At 70.9% G+C, this 19,906-nt stretch carries 21 protein-coding genes and 4 pseudogenes; 17 read left to right on the top strand and 8 right to left on the bottom strand.

The window, feature by feature from the left end; genetic code table 11:
* Positions 1-98: 98 nt before the first annotated feature.
* The 5 genes and pseudogenes from IG05_RS50125 (at position 99) to IG05_RS0139250 (ending at position 3,899) form a co-directional block, all read left to right on the top strand.
* Positions 99-233, top strand: a complete 135-nt coding sequence (locus IG05_RS50125) for a hypothetical protein (protein ID WP_267883341.1) — start codon at positions 99-101, stop codon at positions 231-233.
* A gap of 80 nt (positions 234-313) precedes the next feature.
* The gene (locus tag IG05_RS0139260) at positions 314-1,492 is read left to right on the top strand and encodes a TfuA-like protein (protein WP_030348902.1); all 1,179 of its coding nucleotides are present in this window, start codon (positions 314-316) and stop codon (positions 1,490-1,492) included.
* Positions 1,489-2,043 (top strand): annotated as a pseudogene (locus IG05_RS46205) (YcaO-like family protein); the annotation flags it as partial. The gene IG05_RS0139260 and the pseudogene IG05_RS46205, both read left to right, overlap by 4 nt.
* Positions 2,044-2,059: 16 nt before the next feature.
* Positions 2,060-2,836, top strand: coding sequence for a class I SAM-dependent methyltransferase (locus tag IG05_RS0139255; RefSeq protein ID WP_234336247.1), 777 nt, complete (start codon positions 2,060-2,062; stop codon positions 2,834-2,836).
* Between the two features lie 16 nt (positions 2,837-2,852).
* Positions 2,853-3,899, top strand: coding sequence for an NAD(P)H-dependent glycerol-3-phosphate dehydrogenase (locus IG05_RS0139250; RefSeq protein ID WP_051790742.1), 1,047 nt, complete (start codon positions 2,853-2,855; stop codon positions 3,897-3,899).
* A gap of 298 nt (positions 3,900-4,197) precedes the next feature.
* On the opposite strand, the pseudogene IG05_RS46200 reads toward IG05_RS0139250, so the two are convergent.
* Both IG05_RS46200 and IG05_RS0139245 read right to left on the bottom strand, forming a co-directional pair.
* Positions 4,198-4,598, bottom strand: a pseudogene (locus tag IG05_RS46200) (IS5 family transposase); the annotation flags it as partial.
* A 93-nt stretch (positions 4,599-4,691) separates the two neighbouring features.
* On the bottom strand, positions 4,692-5,081 hold the full coding sequence (locus IG05_RS0139245) for a RidA family protein (RefSeq protein WP_030348899.1): 390 nt from the start codon (positions 5,079-5,081) through the stop codon (positions 4,692-4,694).
* 72 nt (positions 5,082-5,153) lie between these two features.
* Between IG05_RS0139245 and IG05_RS0139240 the strand changes: the two genes are divergently transcribed.
* Positions 5,154-6,083: a LysR family transcriptional regulator gene (locus tag IG05_RS0139240; RefSeq protein WP_030348898.1), complete on the top strand. Its 930-nt coding sequence runs from the start codon at positions 5,154-5,156 to the stop codon at positions 6,081-6,083.
* A 131-nt stretch (positions 6,084-6,214) separates the two neighbouring features.
* On the opposite strand, the gene IG05_RS49735 is transcribed toward IG05_RS0139240, so the two are convergent.
* A complete protein-coding gene (locus tag IG05_RS49735; RefSeq protein ID WP_051790735.1) occupies positions 6,215-6,685 on the bottom strand; it encodes a hypothetical protein in 471 nt (156 codons plus the stop codon).
* A gap of 628 nt (positions 6,686-7,313) precedes the next feature.
* On the opposite strand from IG05_RS49735, the pseudogene IG05_RS46190 reads away from it, so the two are divergent.
* From IG05_RS46190 to IG05_RS0139210, 6 genes and pseudogenes are all read left to right on the top strand, one after another.
* A pseudogene (locus IG05_RS46190) lies at positions 7,314-7,543 on the top strand (IS5/IS1182 family transposase); the annotation flags it as partial.
* A gap of 165 nt (positions 7,544-7,708) precedes the next feature.
* Entirely contained in the window at positions 7,709-7,843 is a 135-nt protein-coding gene (locus IG05_RS50120) for a hypothetical protein (protein WP_267883340.1), read from the top strand.
* A 624-nt stretch (positions 7,844-8,467) separates the two neighbouring features.
* Entirely contained in the window at positions 8,468-8,728 is a 261-nt protein-coding gene (locus tag IG05_RS0139220; RefSeq protein ID WP_030348896.1) for a hypothetical protein, read from the top strand.
* Positions 8,728-10,158: a hypothetical protein gene (locus IG05_RS42905; protein WP_234336245.1), complete on the top strand. Its 1,431-nt coding sequence runs from the start codon at positions 8,728-8,730 to the stop codon at positions 10,156-10,158. The genes IG05_RS0139220 and IG05_RS42905 overlap by 1 nt, the downstream gene beginning before the upstream one ends.
* A gap of 13 nt (positions 10,159-10,171) precedes the next feature.
* Positions 10,172-10,570 (top strand): hypothetical protein, encoded by a 399-nt coding sequence (locus IG05_RS49730; protein ID WP_234336244.1) that lies wholly within the window; start codon positions 10,172-10,174, stop codon positions 10,568-10,570.
* A gap of 536 nt (positions 10,571-11,106) precedes the next feature.
* Positions 11,107-11,898, top strand: a complete 792-nt coding sequence (locus tag IG05_RS0139210; protein WP_030348895.1) for a membrane protein — start codon at positions 11,107-11,109, stop codon at positions 11,896-11,898.
* Between the two features lie 28 nt (positions 11,899-11,926).
* On the opposite strand, the gene IG05_RS0139205 is transcribed toward IG05_RS0139210, so the two are convergent.
* From IG05_RS0139205 to IG05_RS0139185, 5 genes are read right to left on the bottom strand one after another with little or no spacing between them, the layout of a single operon-like run.
* Positions 11,927-13,306, bottom strand: coding sequence for a sensor histidine kinase (locus IG05_RS0139205; RefSeq protein WP_030348894.1), 1,380 nt, complete (start codon positions 13,304-13,306; stop codon positions 11,927-11,929).
* A complete protein-coding gene (locus IG05_RS0139200; protein ID WP_030348893.1) occupies positions 13,303-13,965 on the bottom strand; it encodes a response regulator transcription factor in 663 nt (220 codons plus the stop codon). The genes IG05_RS0139205 and IG05_RS0139200 overlap by 4 nt, the downstream gene beginning before the upstream one ends.
* A complete protein-coding gene (locus tag IG05_RS0139195; protein ID WP_030348892.1) occupies positions 13,919-14,737 on the bottom strand; it encodes a phosphatase PAP2 family protein in 819 nt (272 codons plus the stop codon). The genes IG05_RS0139200 and IG05_RS0139195 overlap by 47 nt, the downstream gene beginning before the upstream one ends.
* Positions 14,734-15,339, bottom strand: a complete 606-nt coding sequence (locus tag IG05_RS0139190; RefSeq protein WP_030348891.1) for a phosphatase PAP2 family protein — start codon at positions 15,337-15,339, stop codon at positions 14,734-14,736. Before IG05_RS0139190 ends, IG05_RS0139195 begins: the two co-directional genes overlap by 4 nt.
* A complete protein-coding gene (locus tag IG05_RS0139185; RefSeq protein ID WP_030348890.1) occupies positions 15,336-16,004 on the bottom strand; it encodes a DedA family protein in 669 nt (222 codons plus the stop codon). The genes IG05_RS0139190 and IG05_RS0139185 overlap by 4 nt, the downstream gene beginning before the upstream one ends.
* A gap of 137 nt (positions 16,005-16,141) precedes the next feature.
* On the opposite strand from IG05_RS0139185, the gene IG05_RS0139180 reads away from it, so the two are divergent.
* From IG05_RS0139180 to IG05_RS0139160, 5 genes and pseudogenes are all read left to right on the top strand, one after another.
* A complete protein-coding gene (locus IG05_RS0139180) occupies positions 16,142-16,513 on the top strand; it encodes a BlaI/MecI/CopY family transcriptional regulator (protein ID WP_030348889.1) in 372 nt (123 codons plus the stop codon).
* Positions 16,510-17,439: a M48 family metalloprotease gene (locus IG05_RS0139175; RefSeq protein ID WP_030348888.1), complete on the top strand. Its 930-nt coding sequence runs from the start codon at positions 16,510-16,512 to the stop codon at positions 17,437-17,439. Before IG05_RS0139180 ends, IG05_RS0139175 begins: the two co-directional genes overlap by 4 nt.
* Positions 17,440-17,770: 331 nt before the next feature.
* Positions 17,771-17,979, top strand: a pseudogene (locus IG05_RS46180) (TIGR00374 family protein); the annotation flags it as partial.
* Between the two features lie 135 nt (positions 17,980-18,114).
* Complete coding sequence (locus tag IG05_RS0139165) at positions 18,115-19,053, top strand: ABC transporter ATP-binding protein (RefSeq protein ID WP_030348887.1); 939 nt, start codon at positions 18,115-18,117, stop codon at positions 19,051-19,053.
* On the top strand, positions 19,050-19,889 hold the full coding sequence (locus tag IG05_RS0139160; RefSeq protein WP_030348886.1) for an ABC transporter permease: 840 nt from the start codon (positions 19,050-19,052) through the stop codon (positions 19,887-19,889). The genes IG05_RS0139165 and IG05_RS0139160 overlap by 4 nt, the downstream gene beginning before the upstream one ends.
* Positions 19,890-19,906 lie beyond the last annotated feature (17 nt).

Below are 19,906 nucleotides of genomic sequence, written 5' to 3'. Positions count from 1 at the left end.
CTCTGGACTCCGCGTCGGCTGGTCGCCCCTGAACAGCCGCCGGGCAGCACCCGGGAGGCATCCGCCTCGCCGGGAGGACCGAATGAAAGGAACCCGAAATGGTGTCGAAGGCTCAGGACGCCGCGCAGGCCACGGAGCAGGTCGCCGACGGCGCGGACGTGGAGGCGCTGGTGGACATCGCTGCGGTCGTCCGCAGTGAGGACGTGGAGCAGGAGGAGTGCTACACGTTCTGACCCGGCTCGACGGTGGGCGCCCGGCCACACGGTTGTGGCCGGGCGCCCGCCCCATCTGTGCACCCACCTTTGGAGACCAAGTGATTCACGTCTTCACCGGGCCCACGCTGAGCCCGGATGACCCCGCCCTCCAGGGCCAGGGCCTGCGGGTCCGGCCCCCCATCGGGCACGGAGACCTGTTCGACCCGGAGATCAGGGCCGGGGACACGGTCGTCATCATCGACGGCGTTTACCACCAGGCGCCGGCCGTGCGGCACAAGGAGATCGTTTGGACGCTGGGCCGGGGTGTCCGCGTCATCGGCGCGGCGAGCATCGGTGCTCTGCGCGCGGCGGAGCTGGGCGAGTGCGGCATGCTCGGCGTCGGTTCCGTGTGGCACGGCTACGCGACCGGCGTCTTGGACGGCGACGACGAGGTGGCCGTGGCCCAGTCCACCGAGGGCGATCTACGCGCCTGCACGTGGCCGCTGGTCCGCGTCCGCCAGGTCGCCGGCCTGGCCGCTGCCTCGGGCGTGGTGGACGCCGAGGAAGTGGTCCGAGTCTTCGGCGCCCTGGTCGGCGTGTACTACGCGCACCGGTCCTGGGACGCGGTGCGGCTCATCAGCCAGCGGGAGGCCCCCGCGTTCGCGGAGTGGCTGGTCGAGGCGCTGGCCGGTGACCCGCACTTCGGGGACGTGAAGCGGGCGGACGCCCTGGAGGCCGTGGCCCTGGCGCAGGACCTGGCAGGGACACCGGTGGAGCCCGTGGAGGGCCTGCACTGGGGCACGCGCTGCTTCCGGCAGTGGGCCAACCGGTTCGCTGCCCAGGACACCGACCAGGGCTGCCTGGCGACCCTGGAGCGCGTGACGTTCCAGCAGGTGTTTGACCCGGCGTTCAAAGAAGTGTGGTGGGAGCACCTGGGCGGCCGTGAGGCGCAGGAGTTGCCTCGGGCGGTGGCGTGCGCGGTGATCCACCCCCGCACGGACCTCACCGACGAGACCACAGCGGCGCGGCTCCTCGCGCGGGAGACGGCTGCGGACCGCGCCGACGTCGCCCGGTACGCCGCCGTCAACGCCGAGGCCCAGCAGGCATGCCGCGGGTTCTTCCCGGAGGCCATCAAGGAGGACGTGGTGCGGCGCATGCTGACCGTGGTGTGGGGGACCAGCCCGGACGGGCTGGACGAGGAGGCGTGGCAGCGTGGCCTCCAGGGCGCCAGGGAGGCCGTAGACGCGGCCCGCCCGCTCGTGCTGGGGTTCCTCCGGGACCAGGAGGCGGCCCGATGAGGAGCCACTGCCTGATCGGCACCGTCCGCACCCGCACGCCCGAGGACACGTGGGCCGCGCTGAAACCGGAGATCGGCCGTCTGGGCATCAGCCGCGTCGCCCGGCTGACTGGCCTCGACTATCTCGACATCCCGGTATGGACGGCCGTCCGGCCCGCCGCCCACACGCTGGTCACGTCCCAGGACAAGGGCGCCAGCGACACTCTGGCCAAGATCTCGGCCGTCCTGGAGGCCGCGGAACTGTGGCACGCGGAGCAGCCGGTGCGCCTCGACGCCCAGGGCACGCACCGGGAGCTCCGGCCGCCCTACCCGATGGCGGCGCTCCCGGTGAAGGTGAACCACCCGCGCCTGGCGGACGTGGTGCAGGACTGGACTACCGGCCGCGGCCTGGCCACCCAGCGCGACATCCTGGTGCCCGCGGACCTTTTCCGCCGCCAGGTCCACCACGGCGGTCCGGCCCGGCCGGAGCTCTACGCCGTCACCAGCAACGGCCTGGCATGCGGGAACACGAGGCAGGAGGCGACGCTGCACGCCCTGCTGGAGTGCGTGGAGCGGGACGTACTCCACCGTGATCACACGGCCGGCGGCCGGTACCGCAGCGGTGTACGACGCCATGCACGCCTCCCGTACGGGGACCACGATCGTGGGCGACCTGTACGGGCAGGCCATTGGCGACCTGTATCCCGCGGAGCTGGACGCCTCCAGCTCCGCGGACTGGGCGCTGCTCGGCACCATGGTGGCCAACCTGCGCATGCAGCCCGGGCAGCGCCTGGTGGACGTCGGCTGCGGCACGGGCGGCGTGGGCCTGTGGCTGGCCCGGGCGCTGGCCGCCTGCGTGACCGGAGTGGATGTGTCCTCGACCGCGCTCGGCCTGGCGGCCGGCCGGACCCGGCATTTCGGGCTGCCGCCGGAGCGGGCGGAGTTCCGTCTGGGCTCCCTGGGCGCCACCGGGCTGCCCGCCCGGTACGCGGACGGCCTGGTGTGCGTGGACGCCTTGGGACATGAGAAGGACCGGCGCAAGGCGCTGGAGGAGATCCGCCGCGTGCTCAAGCCGGGCGCGCGGGCGGTCCTCACGTCCGGCCGGTCCCGGATGGCGCCGGCCCTGCCGCCGTGGAGCGAGCAGGCGCAGGGCACCGGGCTGGTCCTGGACGCCGAGGAGGAGCGGCCCCACGAGCCGGGCGTGTGGCAGCGCGTCTACCGATCGTGGGTGGAGCATGAGGCGGAGCTGCGGGAGCAGCTCGGCCACGCCCAGGCAGACAGCATGCTGACGGAGGCGAGGACGCGCGGGCCCGCGCTCCGGGACCGCGTGGCCGTCGCCGTTACATTGAGGCGCCCCAAGGAGTGAACAGGAGATGCACCGCATGACTCGTCGTGTTGCCGTCTACGGAGCTGGGTCCTGGGGGACAGCGTTTTCCCTCGTCCTGGCCGACGCTGGGTGCGAGGTCGAGCTGTGGGGGCGCCGGGCTGCGCTGGTCGATGCGATCAACGAAACCCGTGCCAATCCGGACTACCTGCCGCAGACCAAGCTGCCGGAGACCGTCCGGGCCACGACCGACCCGGCCGAGGCGGCGCACGACGCCGACATCGCCGTCCTCGCTGTCTCCGCCCAGAGTGCCCGCGCGCTGCTGGAAGGTTGGGTGGGGCTGTGGGGGAGTCAGACGCTGTTCGTGTCGCTGATGAAGGGCGTGGAGCTGGGCACCCGCAAGCTAATGAGCGAGGTCATCGCAGAGACGACCGGAGCGAGTGCCGACCGGATTGCCGTGGTGTCCGGTCCTAACCTGGCCGCCGAGATCGTCGCCCGGCAGCCGGCCGCGAGCGTCGTCGCCTGCGTCGACGAGAGCACGGCTGCGGTCGTTCAGACGGCCTGTCGCACGCCGTACTTCCGGCCATACACGAACACCGACGTCATCGGCTGCGAGCTGGGCGGCGCCATCAAGAACGTCATCGCTCTGGCCGTCGGAGTCACGGACGGCATGAGGCTCGGCGACAACGCCAAGGCCGCCTTGGTCACCCGTGGGCTCGCCGAGGCGACCCGGCTCGGAGTCGCCATGGGCGCGGATCCCCTCACCTTTGCCGGGCTGGCGGGTATGGGCGACTTGGTCGCCACGTGCTCGTCCGCTCTCTCCCGGAATCACACCTTCGGCGCCCACCTGGGGAAGGGCCTGAGTGTCGAGGAGGCGCGGGCCGCCACTACCCAGACTGCGGAAGGCGTCGTCTCCTGCAAGGCCGTCCAGAGCCTGGCCGAGCGGTACGACGTGGAGATGCCGATCACGCGGGCCGTGGTCGACATCATCCACGGCGGCCGGGAGGCAGTGCGGACCGTACAGGAGCTGATGGGCCGAGCCCCCAAGTCCGAAGCCGCGTCTCTGCGGGCAGCGGTCGCAGAGCAGAACAGCCGCGAGCACTGACTGTGCTGACGGCAGAGGTCTCCGGTCTTGTTCCCCACGCGGCCGGAGACCCGCGCATGTGGAAGCTGAGCCTGGCTGGGAAACGCGGCCGAGCTATGCGCCTTCCTAGCTCCGGGTCCCGGCGTAGCAGGGTGCTGAACTAGCTTAAAAGGGGCGGTTGTTCGGTCTGTCGATCCACTTCCGTGTCACTCATACGGGTGGCTCACGGGGGTTGGGTGCATTCATCTAGTCACTGTGGTCACTACAGGGTTAAATGACAGTCTCGTTTCCGATTTCGGTCGTGACAACGAACCAAGCTGCCGTGCCCTCCGACCAGATGAATCTTGCTTGTCAGACGGCCCCGCGAACGTCCCAGTCCCTCGTCGGGCCGATGCTGAGGAGGGACGGCCCGCCGCCCTGGGATGTGCGGGGGAGTCGTGCGTGCGCCAGCCGCGTGCTGATGGGCCCGGCAGGAGGTGGAATCGATGCCGACCATGCTCCAGTCGATCCGGTCTTCGGCATCGGCGTGCGCCAGGAGCGAGCGCAGGATTTTGTCCCAAGTGCCGTCTGCCGACCAGCGTCGATGACGTTCGTAGACGGTCTTCCACGGCCCGTATGGCGAGGGCACATCACGCCAGGGCACGCCTGTGCGCAGGCGGAAGAGGATTCCGTTGATCACTGTGCGGTCCACCGTCCGCCCGGCCGTGCGTCGCCGGGCATCAGTGGCGCGAGCCGTGCCCACTCGGCATACGTCAAATCGCCCCGCCCGACCTCGGGCACCGTGCCCCCGTTCCCCGAGATCGGATCGGACGGTTACGCGGTAATCCGCCGGGCGGACACCTCGATCTCGATCTTCATGCGGGGGTCGGCGAGGCCGCACATGAGCATGGTGGCGGCTGGCCGGACATCGCTGAAGGCACGACGCAGCGTCGGCCAGCAGGGCTCGAAGTCGGCCCGGTCGGGCAGCAGATAGCGCACCCGTACTACGTCGGCGAAGGTGCACTTCGCCTCGGCCAGGGCAGCCTCGATGTTGCGCAGGCACTGCTCGGCCTGCTCCACCACGTCCTTGGAGATCGTCATGGTGGTGTAGTCGAATCCCGTTGTCCCGGACACATGAACCCAGTCGCCGTCGATCACCGCGCGGGCATAGCCGATCTGTTCCTCGAACGTCGAGCCGCTGAGGATGGAACGTCGCTCTGTCATGCGCCGAACGCTAAGTGAGCAGAACTGATACGTCTAATACGCCTTTCGGCGCAGAGTGATATCTCTAAGCGTATGGAGCGTCCTGAACTTCCCCTGCCACAGCTGCACGCCTTCGTCGTGCTCGCCGAGGAACTCCATTTCGGCCGCGCCGCTGCTCGCTTGGGTATTGCCCAACCACCGCTGAGCCAGCAGATCCGCCGCCTGGAGGACAAGGTCGGATACGCACTGTTCAGTCGCGAACCCGGGCACATCGGCCTCACCGCCGCAGGCCGAGAACTCCTCCCCGCCGCCCGGCTCGCCCTCACTCACCTCGCACAGGGTCTGACCGCAGCCCGAGAAGTCGGCAGCGGCAAGGCTGGCCACCTGCGGATCGGCTTCGCTGCCTCCCTCGCTCTCACCGTCCTCCCCAGCTTGCTGCGAACCTTCCGGGAACGGTTTCCCGCCGTGAATCTGGACATCCAGGAGATGACCACCACGCCGCAACTGGCCGCCCTGCGCGAACGGACGATCGACATCGGCCTGTTGCGAGAGCCGCCTGCCCATGACGCGGAACTCGGGTTCCAGACCGTGCTGACCGAACCTTTCGTGGCCGTCCTGCCCGCCTCACATCCCCTCGCAGCCCAACGAGCCGTCCAGGTCGATCAGTTGGCGGACTGCCCCTTCGTGCTCCTGCCGCGTGCCGTCGGCCCGCCGCTGTACGACCAGATCGCCGATCTGTGCATCGCTGCGGGCTTCACCCCCCAAGTGACCCAATACGCTGTGGAATGGCAGACCGTCTGCGCCTTGGTGGGAACCGGCCTTGGCGTGTCACTGGCCCCGGAGAGCATCCGCCGGATCCGCCTCAAAGGCGTCGCCTTCCGCAGGATCGAGCCCGACACCGTGCACACACGAGTCGCCGTCGCGTGGCGGAAGAACGACCCAAACCCTCTGGTCCCCGGCATCTTGGCCGCACTTAACCAAGATCCGCCGGACAGGACAGCCACCCGGACCTCGCCGAGCTGAACGTCCAACTGGACGGCTTCTACGGGTGACCGGGCGGACACGCAGCGAGGCCCCCACCGGACGCCCGGCGGGGACCTCGCTCACGGCGGGAGGCCCGTGACCGGTGTGCACAGACGGGCGTCTTTCTAACGTCAGGTGGCCAGGGCACCGGTGGGGGCCGCGAACTCCCGGACGCCCTCGATCCGGGTCGGCCCGTACAGCAGCCCGGCCGTCAGCGCCCGCAGCGAAGGCCGGCGAACCTCCTGCGGCGCCTCCCGCTCGACCTGACGCAGCGCGGCGAACGTCTGGCTGCCGTCGCCGAGAGCGTTCCACGTGCGGGCGACGTCGGTCCACGCCCGCGCTCGCCGCTTCGCCGTCGGCATCCGGGCCAGGTTCAGCCGGGCCGCCACCGTCACCGCCTCGTCCGGCGTGCTCAGCGCGTTGAGGACACCGATCTGGTAGACGTCGACCTGCGTCCGCGTCGCTTCCACCGTGAACAGGCCCGGCACCGCCGGATGCCGCTCCGTCTCCTGCTCGGCCTCCTCCAACAGAGCCAGGGCCGTCGACCGGTCCCGGCCCGTCGCCGCCGAGTAGGCACCGGTCAGCAGCAGCGTCGTCCGCACCGCGCCGGTGCGATCGCGGGAGGCGTTCAGGTCCGCGGCCTCCTTGGTGCACCGCGGCAGTGGAGCGGCCCGAGCGGCGCATGGCGATCGCCAGCTGCCGCGAGGCCTCGCCGACGGCCACCGGGATGCCGCTGCAGCGCGCAGCCGCCAGCGCACGGTCGGCGGCCACCCAAGCCGCATCGGAGTGCTGCTTCGTCGCCAGCTCGGCCGCGACACGACCGGGCGAGCGCAAGGTCCGCCTCCTCACGGGCCCGGCCCGTCGAGGCGTCCCGCGTCGCGGTCGCCGCCGCGATCAGGCCCGGCAGCGTCTGCCCGAGCCGCGTGTACTGGGTAGCGCAGTAGTCCCGACGGGCGGCGGAGATCAGCCCGACCAGCCGGGGCAGCGGCATCGGCTCCGCCTGCGGCAGCCGGAGCAGGGCCACTTCCAGATCCACAGGCTCAGCAGCGGCGGCAGGACGGGCGCCGACGACGGCAGTCGCTCCCGCTGCCACCACTCCCGTCAGCAGCTCCCTACGACGCACCTCGTCCTCCTCCACCGACCGGCAACCTCCGGCCACCGTAGCGACATTGGTCATGCCGGGTACGGCCAACGCACGCAGCTGCTCGGGTGTGATTCGCAGAAACGCCGCGAAAGATCCGGGCGGTGATCCCGCAGCCGGCGGACAAGGCCGCGAATCGCAAGCGGCGTGGCCGACTCGGTGGCCGTCCGCCGGCCTTCGACCGCAGCGGAACACCGTCGAGCGGTGCATCAATAATCTCAAGCAGTGGTGCGGCCTGGCCACTCGCTACGACAAGACCGCCACCACCTACCTCGCCGGACTCCATCTCGCCGCCATCTTCGTCTGGTCGGCCAGGTGATCCGAAGGAAACGGCCTAACCCGAGCAGCAACGACCCTGACGCTGCCCTGTCCCGGCCGTGTGGCCGAGACGCAAGGGGCCAGGCAACGCCCGAGCTCTACAGCCGGGTGAACCCGTGTGCCTCAGCTCGGGGCGCACCTCATCCCGAGGGGGAACCGTATGTCCATGCTCGCTCTGCAAGTCGTCCTGCTGCTGGTCCTGGTCGGCGTGCGGATCGTCACAGTGCTGGGCTACGCCGTCTATCGGCGCCCGGTACTCACCGCCCCGCTGACCGTGGCGACCAGCACCGCCGGCCGGTGATCAGGGACACCGACCGGCGGCTGGTCCGCGGCTGGTCCGTCGCCGGCCGCAGCCGTGAACCGGCCAACCTGCGGGTGGGGCTGGCACCCAGCGGGGTTCTGGTCAGGGGGCTTGTCCCGGGGCCCTGATTACCGATTCCTTCTTTCCGTTTCTGCGGAATGCAGTTCGAGTCCGATCGGAATAGTTGGCTTTCCGTGTGGAGGGGGTGCGGTGAGGGGCTCCTGCCGGTAACAGGAGCCCCCCGTTCCGCCCGGTGTTGCGCTGCCGCGCCCAGAGAGGGAGAGGGACGGCGATTTTCGAGGGCGGGGTTCCGCTTGTTCAGCTCATCATCGGGTGGGCCGCCATGCAAGATCTTCGCGTGTTCGGGATGGGTTCGGAACCGTTCGGAACGACGAATGACCAGGTCAGGAGCGTGTGGGCTGGTGTGGTGGTGTCGTGCAGGTGCGTGCTGCGGCTGGCATGCAGCCGACCGGTCCGGGCGTGAGCGGATGATCCGCCGGACGGTTCCAAACGTCGCCCTTTCGGAGTGGAAAAGGATTCCGAAATCGAGCGGTGATTGTTCAGGATGATTCCGGTTGAGCTGAAGGGTTTTCCCCCGGTGCGACCAAGGCAGAGACAACAATCATGTCAGTACGCATCAACCGGTCCCGACACCGCCGGCAGGCGGTGCCCGTGGACCACGCGCAGTGCGGCGCGAGCCTGACGCCGCTGCAGCGGATCACCGTCTTCACGGTCATCCTGCTGGTGGTGATCATCCTCGTTTGCAGCGGGCAGCCCGCCTGCGACGTCATCGGGCTGCTCGCGGCGGCCGGAGCCGCCGCCACGCAGATCGGCCCCTGGCTGAGCGGACAGCGCCCGGCCCTCGGCTCTGCCGGAGGTGCGTGATGAAACTGCCGGGAGGCTGGCCGGGCACGCGGGGCAAGCAGGGCAAGGGGCCCGACCCGCTGCGGGTGCGCAACCAGAAGCAGTTCCGCGACGCGCTGAACCAGCTGCGCGGGGGCAAGAGCTACAAGGCCATCGCGACGGCCAGTAAGGGGGACCTGCCGAGCACCACGATCTACACGGTTCTGACGAAGGACGCGCTGCCCGCCCAGGACTTCGTGGTGAAGTACCTGCCGGCCTGCGGGCTGAGCGAGGCGGACCAGACGGTGTGGCTGCGGTGCTGGGAGACGTTGAGCAACCAGCCCGTGCCGCCGGCCGGACACGGCAGGCGCTGGGAGGGCTTGCTGGGCGGCGGCCGCAGGTGGCTGCGCACTGGCCTGGCAGCCGGTGCCGCGCTCCTTCTCGCCGCCGCGATCGTGGCCTGGCAGGTGCACAAGGGGAACCTGGACCGCTTCAAAAGCCAGCACTGCGGCACGTCCAGCCCGGACCTGGTGACCGGCAAGGACCGCGAGTGCACGGGCGTCACCGACGGCAGCGACGGCTCGGCCGTCTTCGGCGACGACCTCAAGCCCGTCATGGAGGCCATCGCCGCGGAGAACAGCGACGTCACCGACGGCGGCGACTACGTGACGTTCGCCTTTCTCACACCCTTGAGCTCGACGGACGCCAACGCGCTGACCGTGGGCCAGTACGTGGCCGAACTCGAAGGCGCCTACACGGCCGTGGAGGAAGAGAACAAAAAGGACAGCAGGCCGAAGATCAGGCTGCTGGTGGCGTCGATGGGCAGCTCCGAGCTGGCCTGGAAGACGGCCGTCGACAAGCTGAAGGCCCGCAAGGACGCAGAGCACCTGGTCGCAGTGGCCGGACTGGGACTGTCCCAGCAGGAAACGGTCGACGCCACCCGCGAGCTGAGCAAGGCCGGTCTGCCCATGGTCGGGGACCTGATCACCGCGGACGGCTTCGACGCCACCGGCGCCGTCGACGGCAAAGGACCGATCAACGGACTGGCCCGGGTCGCCCTGTCCAACACCGACCAGCTCACCGCGATCAGCAAAACACTCGGATCCGGCCGGCGCACCGCCGCACTGATCAGCACCAAAGTGACCCCCAACGGCACCCGCGATCCTCTACACCGAGTCCCTCCAGCACGGCTTTCGGACCATCGCCGGCCTGAAGAAGCACCTGGACCCCAACTCCGACTTCGCCTTCGACCCGCGCGGCGGGCCCGGCGCCATCCTGCCCACCATCAGCCAGAACTTCTGCAACACGAGCAAGACCATCGACACCGTCTACTACGCCGCCCGCGTCAAGTACCTGCCGCAATTCCTCGACGCGCTGGCCCAGCGCAGCTGCCACGCCCAGCCCATCACCGTCGTCACCGGATCGGACGCGGCAGCCCTCGACCCCAAGACCGAGGCACTCCACAACGCTGACGCACCGATCACCGTGCTGTACGCGTCCTTCCCCGACGCGCCACGTTTCCGCGGCCCCGACAACCCCGACCGCGGTCTGTACAACGCGTTCGTGAAGGACTTCGTGGCCCCCCACCACGACCAGCAGTTCCCGGCGCAGCTCCTCACCAGCAGCTACTGGGCCATCGTCGCCCACGACGCCGTCCTCACCGCAGCAACGGCCCTGCACAACGCCGCCGCCCACGGCGACGGCCCGACCAACCTGCCCAACCGCTACGCCGTTAGGAACGAGCTGTACGCCCTGCGCAACGACGCCGTCGCTGGCGCAAGCGGCCACTTCGGCATCGACGCCAACGGCAACCGCACCCGCACCGTCACCACCGTCCACCGCCTCGGCCAGCCCCTGCCCAAGACCACCGGCCACACCGACTGACCACGCACCCCGAACCGGCAGTGGGGGGCAGACCCGTATCGGGCCTGCCCCCAGCGACCTTCTCCGCCCCTGACCGGGCGATGCCTCCCGTGAAAAGGGGCAGCCGCGAACTCCCCGGCCGCGACGCGGTTGACCTCCACAGCCGTCTCGAACCCCCCAGCAGTGCCGTCCGGCGATGGGAGCGTCATCGTTGGGCAGCGCCAGCACCCGGTGCGGCGCCGACCGGCTCCTCCTGCCCATGGAAGCACCGCGCGACAGACCGAAAGACGTGCACCTTTCGCGAGATTCCGCGCCGCTTGCCCCGGCGGCCACAACGGTCACCTATCTGTGCCGCCTGGAGCTGCTTTTCAGTCGCCAGGCCGATGCCGGGAGACAGCCGATATCACTGGCCGCACGCTGCTGACCAGTGCATCTGCCTATATGTTCAGGTCGCATTCAGGTTCGGCGCTGCTTCGGGCAACTCCCGTACCGGAAGCGCCAAAACTCTGGCAAAGGGGTCTGGGGCGAGCGCCGGGCACCGTGTCATCGTGCCTGCCATGTCGACTGATCACCTCACTCACAACAGGCCCGCGGGCCACGTCCGTCACGCGGTGAGCAAGGTGCCGGAGGTGACCGTCTACTTCTGGATCATCAAGGTGCTGACCACCGGGATGGGCGAGACGGCCTCCGACTTCCTGGCCCACCTCCTCGGCCCGATCCCCGCCGTTGGCCTCGGCGGCATCGCCCTGGTGGCCGCTCTGGCGGTGCAGTTCGCCGTCCGCCGGTACGTGGCCTGGGTCTACTGGACGGCGATCGTCATGGTCAGTGTGTTCGGCACGATGGCCGCCGACGTCCTGCACGTCGGCCTCGGCGTGCCGTACACGCTCTCGACCCCGTTGTTCATGGCCGCGCTGGCCGCCGTCTTCGCCCTCTGGTACCGCAGCGAGCGCACCCTGTCCATCCACAGCATCCACACCCGGCGCCGCGAGACGTTCTACTGGGCCGCCGTATTGGCCACGTTCGCGCTGGGCACCGCCGCGGGCGACCTCACCGCCACGATCGGCCTCGGCTACCTGGGCTCCGCCATCCTGTACGCCGCCGCGATCGCCGTCCCGGCCGCCGCCCACCGGTGGGGGAGCCTGAACGCGGTGGCCGCGTTCTGGGCCGCGTACGTCATCACCCGCCCGCTCGGCGCCTCTGTCGCCGACTGGATGGCCGTCGGCCACGGCAGGGGCGGACTCGACCTGGGCCTGGGGCCGGTCACGCTGTCCTGGACGGTGGCGATCCTCGGCTTCGTCGGCTACCTGGCCGTCTCCCGAAAGGACGTCCAGCGCGACATCACGCCGTGATGCTCCGTTAGCGTCGACTGCGGCGCGGTTACCCGGCAGGCAGGCTGACCACGAACCGTGCCCCGGGGGTGTGCCCGGGGTCGTACGTCACCTCGCCGCCGGCGGAGCGGGCCAGGCGTCGCGCCAGCGGCAGTCCCAGGCCCGCTCCGCTGTGTCCGTCGCCGGGATCCGCGCGCCGGCCGGGCTCGAAGAGCTGCCCGGCGAACAGGGGCGGTACGCCGGGGCCGTCGTCGATGACGTCGATGCGTACGCCGTCGGGTGCGCGGTAGGCGCGGACGGCGACCTTGGAGCGGGCGTAGCGGCAGGCGTTGGCCAGGAGCGGGCTGACGATGCGTTCGAGGAGGGTGGGTGGGACTCCGGCCTCCAGAGGCGGGCCGTCAACGGCGACCGTCAAGTGAGATGGGGTGTCGAGGACTTCGGTGAGGCGTCGCAGCTTGGGGAGGACCTCGGCGGTGCCGGGAGCGGTGAGTGTGCCGCCGCGGGCGTCGTCGAGGAGGGTGTCGCAGATGGTGCGCATGGACTGGGCGGCTTCCGCGATGACCTTGTGGGTGGCATGGGTCTGGTCGGCGGTGCGGGGGCGGGTCCGCCACCAGTCGAGTTCGGCGATGATCCGGCTCAGGGGTGTGCGCAGCTCGTGCGAGAGTTCCCCGGTGAGCTGCCGCTCGTGAGACAGGAGGGTGCGGATGCGGTCCAGTATGGCGTCCAGCGACGTACCGAGGCGCGCGAGTTCGGCCGGGTGCCGCGTATGGCCGAAGCGTTCTTCGGAGGCGACGGCGCTCCACTGGGTGGCCTGGTCGGTCATCGTGCGGACCGGGCGCAGCGCGCGGCCCACCGCCAGCCGGGTCAGGGCGTAGGTGCAGGCGAGCATCATGACGCCCAGCGCGAGCGATCCCAGGAGCAGGGTGTCGGCCGAACTCCGGTAAGGGGAGAGGTCGAGCGCGGTGACGACTAGGGCTTTGCTCTTGTCCGCGGACACCGGCTGCGAGCACAGCCGGAGAGGGCCGTCCACATCGGCGGTGACGCACCGCCGCCCGCCGCGCCCGGCGAGGGCGTCGGCGACGCGGGTGAGGCGGCCGGCGTTCGGGGGCTCTTCCAGCAGGCGTCCGCCGGCGTAGATCCATACGTTGGTGTCGAGGAGGGCGTCGTTGGAGGTCTCCAGGACGCGCACGCTCGTGCCGGTGGTGTCGATGGTCGTCGCGACGGCGGCGGCGCGGGTGCGCAGCTCGTCGTCCGCCTGGTGCTGGAGGCGGTGCTGGGCCATGGCGTTGAAGGCGACGGTGAGGACCAGCATCAGCAGCGCGGCCGTGGTGAGGGCCACGAGGGAGAGCCGGCCGCGCAGCGTGCGGGGGGCCAGACGGTGGAGGAAGGCGGTCACAGCGGGCTGCAGCCGGTGGCGGGTGCCACTCATGACAGCCGGTGGCCGATCCCGCGGGCCGTGCCGATCGTTCGGTCGCTGCCCGCCTCGCGCAGCTTGCGTCGCAGGCGGGTCAGGTACTGGTCGAGGGTGTTGTCGTGCACCTGGGCGCCCTCCGGCCACGCCGCCCGGACCAGCTCGCGGCGGCGCACGATGCCGCCGGAGGCCGCCATGAGCGCCGCCAGGAGACGGAACTCGGTCGGTGTCAGGTCGACTCGGGTGCCTCGAACGCTGACGACGTGCCGCACTGCGTCCAGTGCCAGGTCTCCCGCTGTGGCGGCAGGCGGCGGCGCGGTCCGTTTCAGCGCTGCCCGCAAGCGGGCGGCGAGCTCGGCGAAATGGAACGGCTTGGGCAGGTAGTCGTCGCCTCTGGCCGAGAACCCGGACAGCCGGTCGCTCAGCCGGTGGTGGGCGGTCAGGAAGATGACGGGGGAGAGGAATCCGTTCGCGCGCATGGCCGTGCATAGGTCCCGTCCGTCGGCGTCGGGCAGCCCGATGTCAAGCACGGTGGCGGAGATGTCGGCGGTGGCCAGGCGCAGGGCGGTGGCGCCGTCCGGTGCGGGCACGGGGTCGAAGTCCTCGTCGCGCAGTCCGCGCACCAGCACGTCACGCAGGGCGTGATCGTCCTCGACGACCAGGATCGTCCGGCGCATGGTCCTCCATTTGCTCTCGTGCCACGTGCACCTGTTTCGGTGCCGCGTGCGTTCGGCCCCTTGCTGTGCTGCCCGTCGGTTCTGCCGTCCCGCGTGCCGAGTCCGTGTCCGTGTCCGTCGTGCCGGGGGTCCATCGGTCGGGAAGCCAGCGGGCCACGACGCTCAGATACAGGCCAACCCACCCGAGGGCGAACAGCCAGCCGCCGACGACGTCGGTGAACCAGTGCACTCCGAGGTAGACGCGGGTCAGGCCGACCGACGCGCCCCAGCCGCCGACGATCAGGGTGAGCGGGGTCGTGCCGCGCGGGCCGCGCACGCGTACGGCGATGATCAACAGTCCCGCGGTGAAGGCCGCCGTGGTGGTGTGACCGGACGGGAACGACCATCCCGAGGCATGCGTCGCCCAGTCCGTCAGGGGTGGTCGCGGCCGGGTGACGAGTGCCATCACCGCGTACCGCAGCGCCTGGCCCGCGCCGAGGCAGCCCAGACAGAGCGCGACGGCGAGCGCGCGCTGCCGTGAGGTGCGCCCCGCGATGAGCGCGGCCAGCACCGCCAGCGCGTACGGGACCACACCGGTCCCGGTGTCGGTCAGCCCGCGGGCGAGCGCCACTGCCACGTCGGGTCGGTGGCCGACGGACCACGAGAGCAAGTCGGCGTCCGCGAGCAGCGGTATGCCGTCGTGGCCCCCCACGACCATGGTCAGCACGCCGAACGCCGTCCACGCTCCGAACCCGCAGCTGCCGGACAGTTCGGCGACCTCGCCGCGCTTCACGACACCACCAGCAGCGGACGCAGACGGGTGGCCGCGAGCCGCAGGGCCGCGGGCTCCGCACGCCTGCGCAGTGCCCACATGGCGAGCAGGGCGGTCACGGCGCCCACCACCACCCCTGCCAGCACGTCGTGGGGGTAGTGCGCGCCCACCCAGACACGCGAGACGGCCATCGCGCAGGCGGCTACCACGGCGACCGCGCCGAGTCGGCGGGAGACGAACAGCAGGGCGACGGCCGCTGCGGCGGCGATGGCCGCGTGGTTGCTGGGGAAGGACCAGTCGCCGGGCGCCGGACACGCCTCCAGCGTGGTCACCCGCAGGCTCTGGCAGGGCCGGTCCTCGCGCACCAGCAGCTTCAGCACCGCGTCCACAGCGAAGGCCACCACCACGACGAACGGCACGGCGAGCGCCGTCACGGACGCGGTGGCGCTCACACGCCGGGCGTGCCACCAGCCGACGGCCATGAGCACCGCGAACAGGACGAGCCCGTACGTCGACCAGGCCGACACCGTGTCGTCCAGCCAGACGGGGGAGCGCCGGGCGAGGTTCACCACGGCGGTGTAGGCCGAGCCGTCGACCGACGAGCCGTCAAGGGCGATGATCATCCGCGTGCCTCCTTCGCCTTCGCGTCCCGGCGCGAGCGGTACACCTCGGAGACGACCGGAATCAGCGACAGGCCCACGATCACCGCGACCATCGGCAGCAGATAGCGGTCCACGTTCGGCACGGAGGAGCCCAGCGCGTAGCCCGCCAGGGTGAGCCCCAGGCTCCACACCAGCCCGCCGGTCACCTGCCAGAGGGTGAACGTGCGCACCGGCACCCGCAGGGCGCCCGCCATCGGGTTCAGGACCGTGCGTACCACCGGAACGAAGCGGGCCAGGACGATCGCCTTCGCGTACCCGTAGCGGTCCAGCAGCTCCTCCGCGCGTCTCGCCCCCTCGTGCAGGCGGGCCGAGCGGCTTCGGGCGAGCAGGGCGCCGCCCGCTCGACGGCCCAGGAGGTATCCGCACTGTGAGCCGGCCAGCGCTCCCACCGCTGCGGCGACCAGGAGCGAGGCGAGTGACAGCTTCAGGCCGCTCCCGGCGGTGCCGGTGCACAGCAGACCGGCCGTGAACAGCAGAGAATCGCCCGGGAGGAAGAAGCCGATCAGCAGTCCGGTCTCGGCGAACAGCACCACGCCCACGCCCAGCACGCCGAACGCGGACAGCAGCGACCGCGCGTCGAGCACATTGACGGCGAGCTGCGACGATAGGCATATGGCTGTGGTCATCGTCGGGGCCCCTTCATCGTTCTTCCTCCGGACTGTCGGATGCGGCGGAACGGTGGCGCGGCGGCATCCGGCGACTGACTACAATGTTGTAGACGGTCTACTGAACTCTAGACGATGGCGGAGTGAGGAACGTTCCCATGACCGACGCGAGGGGCGAGAGGCGGCCGGCAGGCGAGCTCGAGGCCGCCGTCATGGCCGCGCTGTGGGCCGCCGGGGCCCCGCTCACGCCAGGGCGGGTGCAGGCCGAGCTCGGCTCCGGCCTGGCCCGGACGACGGTGGCGACGATACTGACCCGTCTGCACGAGAAGGGCGTCGTCGACCGGGAGCGGCAGGGCCGCGGCTACGCCTACTTCCCCGTCCAGGACGCGCCCGGCCTGACAGCCCGGCGCATGCACACCGAACTCGACCGGGACGCCGACCGGGAGACGGTCCTGGCCCGCTTCGTGGCCCAGCTCAGTCCCGGTGACGAGCAGCACCTGCGCCGGCTCCTGGAGGGCGACGAGCGATGACCGCACTGCTGCTCCTCCCGCTGATCCTGCCCTTCCTCGCGCCGACGCTGGCCCGCCGAACCCTCGACCGACTGGCCCCCGCCACCGCGCTGTGGGTCCTCACCGCCTCGACCCTGGCGCTGGCGGGAGCCTGCGTCGCCGCTCTCGGCGCCCTCGTCCTGACCGGACTGCTCAAACTCCCCGCCTTCGCCGCCCTCGGCGAACTCGTCCACCCCCTGCGGACCCCCTCGGACTACTTCGTCCTCCCCGCCGCCATGGCGGCCACCGGGATGCTCACCCTCAGCGTCTGGACTCTCGCACGCTCGGCCTTTCGCCAGACCCGCGCCTTCCAAACCGCCCGCACGCAGGCCGACCGCCGCCCCGCCGCAGGTGACCTGTGCGTGATCGAATCGCCCGATCCGGACGCGTACGCTCTGCCCGGCCGGCCCCACCGCATCGTCGTCACCACCGCCATGCTGCGCAGTCTGGGACCTGCCGAGCGTGAGGCCCTCTTCGCCCATGAGCGCGCCCACAACCGGGCCGGGCACCACTACTTCTTGGCCGCCGCCGAACTCGCCGCCCACTGCCACCCCGCCCTGCGCACCACCCGCGCCACCATCCGGTTCGCCGCCGAGCGGGCCGCTGACGAGGCCGCCGCCGAGGTCACCGGAGACCGGCGCCTGATCGCCACGGCCATCGCCCGCGCCGCCCTCGCCGGAAACGCCTCCCCCTCCACCCGACCGGACTTCGCACCCGCGGCGACGGCCGGACCGGTGCCGCAACGCGTCGCGGCGCTTCTCGCACCCACCCGGACGCGCCCGCGCACCACCCGCCGCACCGCGTTCCTCCTCGTGGTCTGCACGGTCCTGTCCGTCGCCGCCGGAGCGGCGGGCGTCGTCGACTTCCACCACGAGGTCGAGGTCGCCCAGGGCGAGCAGGCTCCCTGACCGGTTCGACCCCGGCGGCCCACCGCCGGATGGGCAACCGGCCCGCCGCCTGATCATTCTCAGGCGAGGGCCGGCTCCAGCAGCCGGAGCAGGTCGCCGGTTGCGTCGGCGGCGCCCAGCGCGGTGAGGGCGCCGAGCGCCAGAACGGCAGCCGCCAGCGGCCACAGGCGCGGAGTGGGGTGGCCTGGAGGGCGGCGATACGGCGGGAGACCGCGCGGTCAGTGAAGCCGAGCCCCTGCGGCGGCTCCCGGCGGCCGGCCGCGAGCGCGGCCCGAGCGAGGGCGCGGGCGGTGGCGCGGGCGGTGGACGCGCGGTTCCCGATCGTCGCGGCCGCCTGGCGTACCTCCTTGCCAGCGGCGCCGCCGTATTGCTGCCCACCCCGGGTGGTCTGGGCTCGCTGGACGCGCGCTCGTGCTGATGCTCACCGCGGCCGGGGTGCCGGTAGCCGCGGCCCTGTCGGCGGTCTTCGGCTGCCGGCTGCTGACGGCCTGGCTGCCGCTGTTCCCCGGCCTGCTGGTGCTGGGGCTGCACCGCAGGTAGGCGCGTAGTACCGCGGTACTACACGACCGCCGCAGTTCAGCCTCCCGGTACCACGGGATCCGGGTGATTCGGCGCCTAGCTTTGCCGGTGAGGCGTCCGGAGTGACGGACGCCGGAGCCCGACAGGAGAACGCGAATGATCGACGCACGGCGGTTGACCAAGAGGTACGGCGAGAAGACGGCCGTCGACGGGCTGGACTTCGTGGTGAAGCCCGGCACGGTGACCGGCTTCCTGGGGCCCAACGGCGCGGGCAAGTCCACGACCATGCGCATGATCGTCGGCCTCGACGCCCCGACCAGCGGCTCCGTCACCGTGAACGGCCACCGCTACGCCCGCCACCAGGCGCCGCTGCAGGAAGTCGGCGCCCTCCTGGAGGCGAAGTCGATCCACCCCGGCCGCTCGGCGTACAACCACCTCAGAGCGCTTGCGCTCACCCACGGCATTCCCGGCAGCCGGGTCGACGAGGTCATCGGCCTTGCCGGACTCGACAGCGTGGCGGAGAAGCGGGCCGGCGCCTTCTCCCTCGGGATGGGCCAGCGGCTGGGCATCGCGGCGGCGCTGCTGGGCGATCCGCAGACGGTCATGCTCGATGAGCCGGTCAACGGGCTGGACCCGGAAGGGGTGCTCTGGATCCGCAACCTCCTGAAAGGGCTCGCCGACGAGGGTCGGACGGTGTTCGTGTCCTCCCATCTGATGAGCGAGATGGCCCTGGTGGCGGACCACCTGATCATCGTGGGGCGCGGGCGGCTGCTGGCCGACACGACCGTGGCAGACCTGATCCGGGAGGCCGGCGGGGACACGGTGAAGGTTGTCACCCAGGACCCGGCCCGGCTGCGAGACGTACTCGCCGGGCCGGACGTCGATGTCACCGGCCGGATCGGTTCCGAGGAGCTGCAGGTGACTGGGCTGACCGCCCGCGAGATCGGGCTGAGGGCCGCCGAACACGGGATCGCGCTGTTCGAGCTGAGCGCGCGGAGCGTGTCGCTGGAGGAGGCGTTCATGGACCTGACCAGGGATGCCGTGGAGTACCACGGCTCCACGACCGCGATCGAGACGCTTGGGAGGCCCGCATGAGCACCCTCACCGCAACCGCAGAGGAACCCAGGACCACTCCCGCCCGCCCCGCCTACCGGGTGACCGGACGGCGCGTGCTCGCCTCCGAGTGGGCCAAGCTGTGGTCCCTGCGCTCGACCTGGATCACCCTGGGCCTCGGCCTGCTGTTCCTGGTGGCCTTCGGCCTGATTTCCGCGAGTCGCTACAAGTCGGGGATCGACTCCGGCCACATGGACCGGGACTTCGCCGATTCGACGGCCGTCAGCCTGTCCCTCTTCGGTACGAACTTCGCCCAGCTCGCCTTGGGCGTGCTCGGCGTGCTGGTCACGGCGGGCGAGTACTCGACCGGAATGATCCGTTCCACCCTCGCGGCGGTCCCCCGCCGGCTGCCCGTGCTGTGGTCCAAGGCGGCTGTGTTCGGGCTGGTCGCACTGGTCGTGGGGACGGTGGGTGGGTTCGTCGCCTTCCTGTTCGGCAGTGGAATCGTCTCGGGCACTCCCGCGGCGATGAGCCTTTCGCACGCTGGTGTAATACGGAGTCTGCTGGGCGCCGGGCTCTACCTCGGCCTGGTCGGGGTGATCGGCGCCGCCCTGGGCGCACTGCTGCGGTCGGTGGCCGGGGGGATCTCGGTGCTGGTCGCCGCCCTGATGCTGATCCCAGGGCTGATCTCCTTGCTGCCGAGTTCCTGGCAGGACGACATCAGCCCCTACCTGCCGTCCAACGCGGGTGAGTCGATGTTCGCGCTGACCCACGACTCGACGTCCCTGTCGCCGGGCGCCGGGCTGCTGGTCTTCCTGTGCTGGACGGCGCTTGCGCTGGGCGGCGCGGCGTACCGGCTCGCGCGCACCGACGTCTGACGCCCGCACCATGGACA

The sequence above is a fragment of the Streptomyces sp. NRRL S-1022 genome (assembly GCF_000720135.1).
In the GTDB taxonomy this organism is placed as follows: domain Bacteria; phylum Actinomycetota; class Actinomycetes; order Streptomycetales; family Streptomycetaceae; genus Streptomyces.
Note: the sequence above shows the minus strand (reverse complement) of the source record. Positions and strands in the feature narration are given on the sequence as shown.

What these genes read in the sequence shown, in the direction of transcription:
- IG05_RS50125 (WP_267883341.1), top strand. Translation starts at nt 99, where the DNA reads ATGGTGTCGAAGGCTCAGGACGCCGCGCAGGCCACGGAGCAGGTCGCC.
- IG05_RS0139250 (WP_051790742.1), top strand. Translation starts at nt 2,853, where the DNA reads ATGACTCGTCGTGTTGCCGTCTACGGAGCTGGGTCCTGGGGGACAGCG.
- IG05_RS0139245 (WP_030348899.1), bottom strand. Translation starts at nt 5,081, where the DNA reads ATGACAGAGCGACGTTCCATCCTCAGCGGCTCGACGTTCGAGGAACAG.
- IG05_RS0139240 (WP_030348898.1), top strand. Translation starts at nt 5,154, where the DNA reads ATGGAGCGTCCTGAACTTCCCCTGCCACAGCTGCACGCCTTCGTCGTG.
- IG05_RS50120 (WP_267883340.1), top strand. Translation starts at nt 7,709, where the DNA reads ATGCTCGCTCTGCAAGTCGTCCTGCTGCTGGTCCTGGTCGGCGTGCGG.
- IG05_RS0139220 (WP_030348896.1), top strand. Translation starts at nt 8,468, where the DNA reads ATGTCAGTACGCATCAACCGGTCCCGACACCGCCGGCAGGCGGTGCCC.
- IG05_RS42905 (WP_234336245.1), top strand. Translation starts at nt 8,728, where the DNA reads ATGAAACTGCCGGGAGGCTGGCCGGGCACGCGGGGCAAGCAGGGCAAG.
- IG05_RS0139210 (WP_030348895.1), top strand. Translation starts at nt 11,107, where the DNA reads ATGTCGACTGATCACCTCACTCACAACAGGCCCGCGGGCCACGTCCGT.
- IG05_RS0139205 (WP_030348894.1), bottom strand. Translation starts at nt 13,306, where the DNA reads ATGAGTGGCACCCGCCACCGGCTGCAGCCCGCTGTGACCGCCTTCCTC.
- IG05_RS0139200 (WP_030348893.1), bottom strand. Translation starts at nt 13,965, where the DNA reads ATGCGCCGGACGATCCTGGTCGTCGAGGACGATCACGCCCTGCGTGAC.
- IG05_RS0139190 (WP_030348891.1), bottom strand. Translation starts at nt 15,339, where the DNA reads ATGATCATCGCCCTTGACGGCTCGTCGGTCGACGGCTCGGCCTACACC.
- IG05_RS0139185 (WP_030348890.1), bottom strand. Translation starts at nt 16,004, where the DNA reads ATGACCACAGCCATATGCCTATCGTCGCAGCTCGCCGTCAATGTGCTC.
- IG05_RS0139180 (WP_030348889.1), top strand. Translation starts at nt 16,142, where the DNA reads ATGACCGACGCGAGGGGCGAGAGGCGGCCGGCAGGCGAGCTCGAGGCC.
- IG05_RS0139175 (WP_030348888.1), top strand. Translation starts at nt 16,510, where the DNA reads ATGACCGCACTGCTGCTCCTCCCGCTGATCCTGCCCTTCCTCGCGCCG.
- IG05_RS0139165 (WP_030348887.1), top strand. Translation starts at nt 18,115, where the DNA reads ATGATCGACGCACGGCGGTTGACCAAGAGGTACGGCGAGAAGACGGCC.
- IG05_RS0139160 (WP_030348886.1), top strand. Translation starts at nt 19,050, where the DNA reads ATGAGCACCCTCACCGCAACCGCAGAGGAACCCAGGACCACTCCCGCC.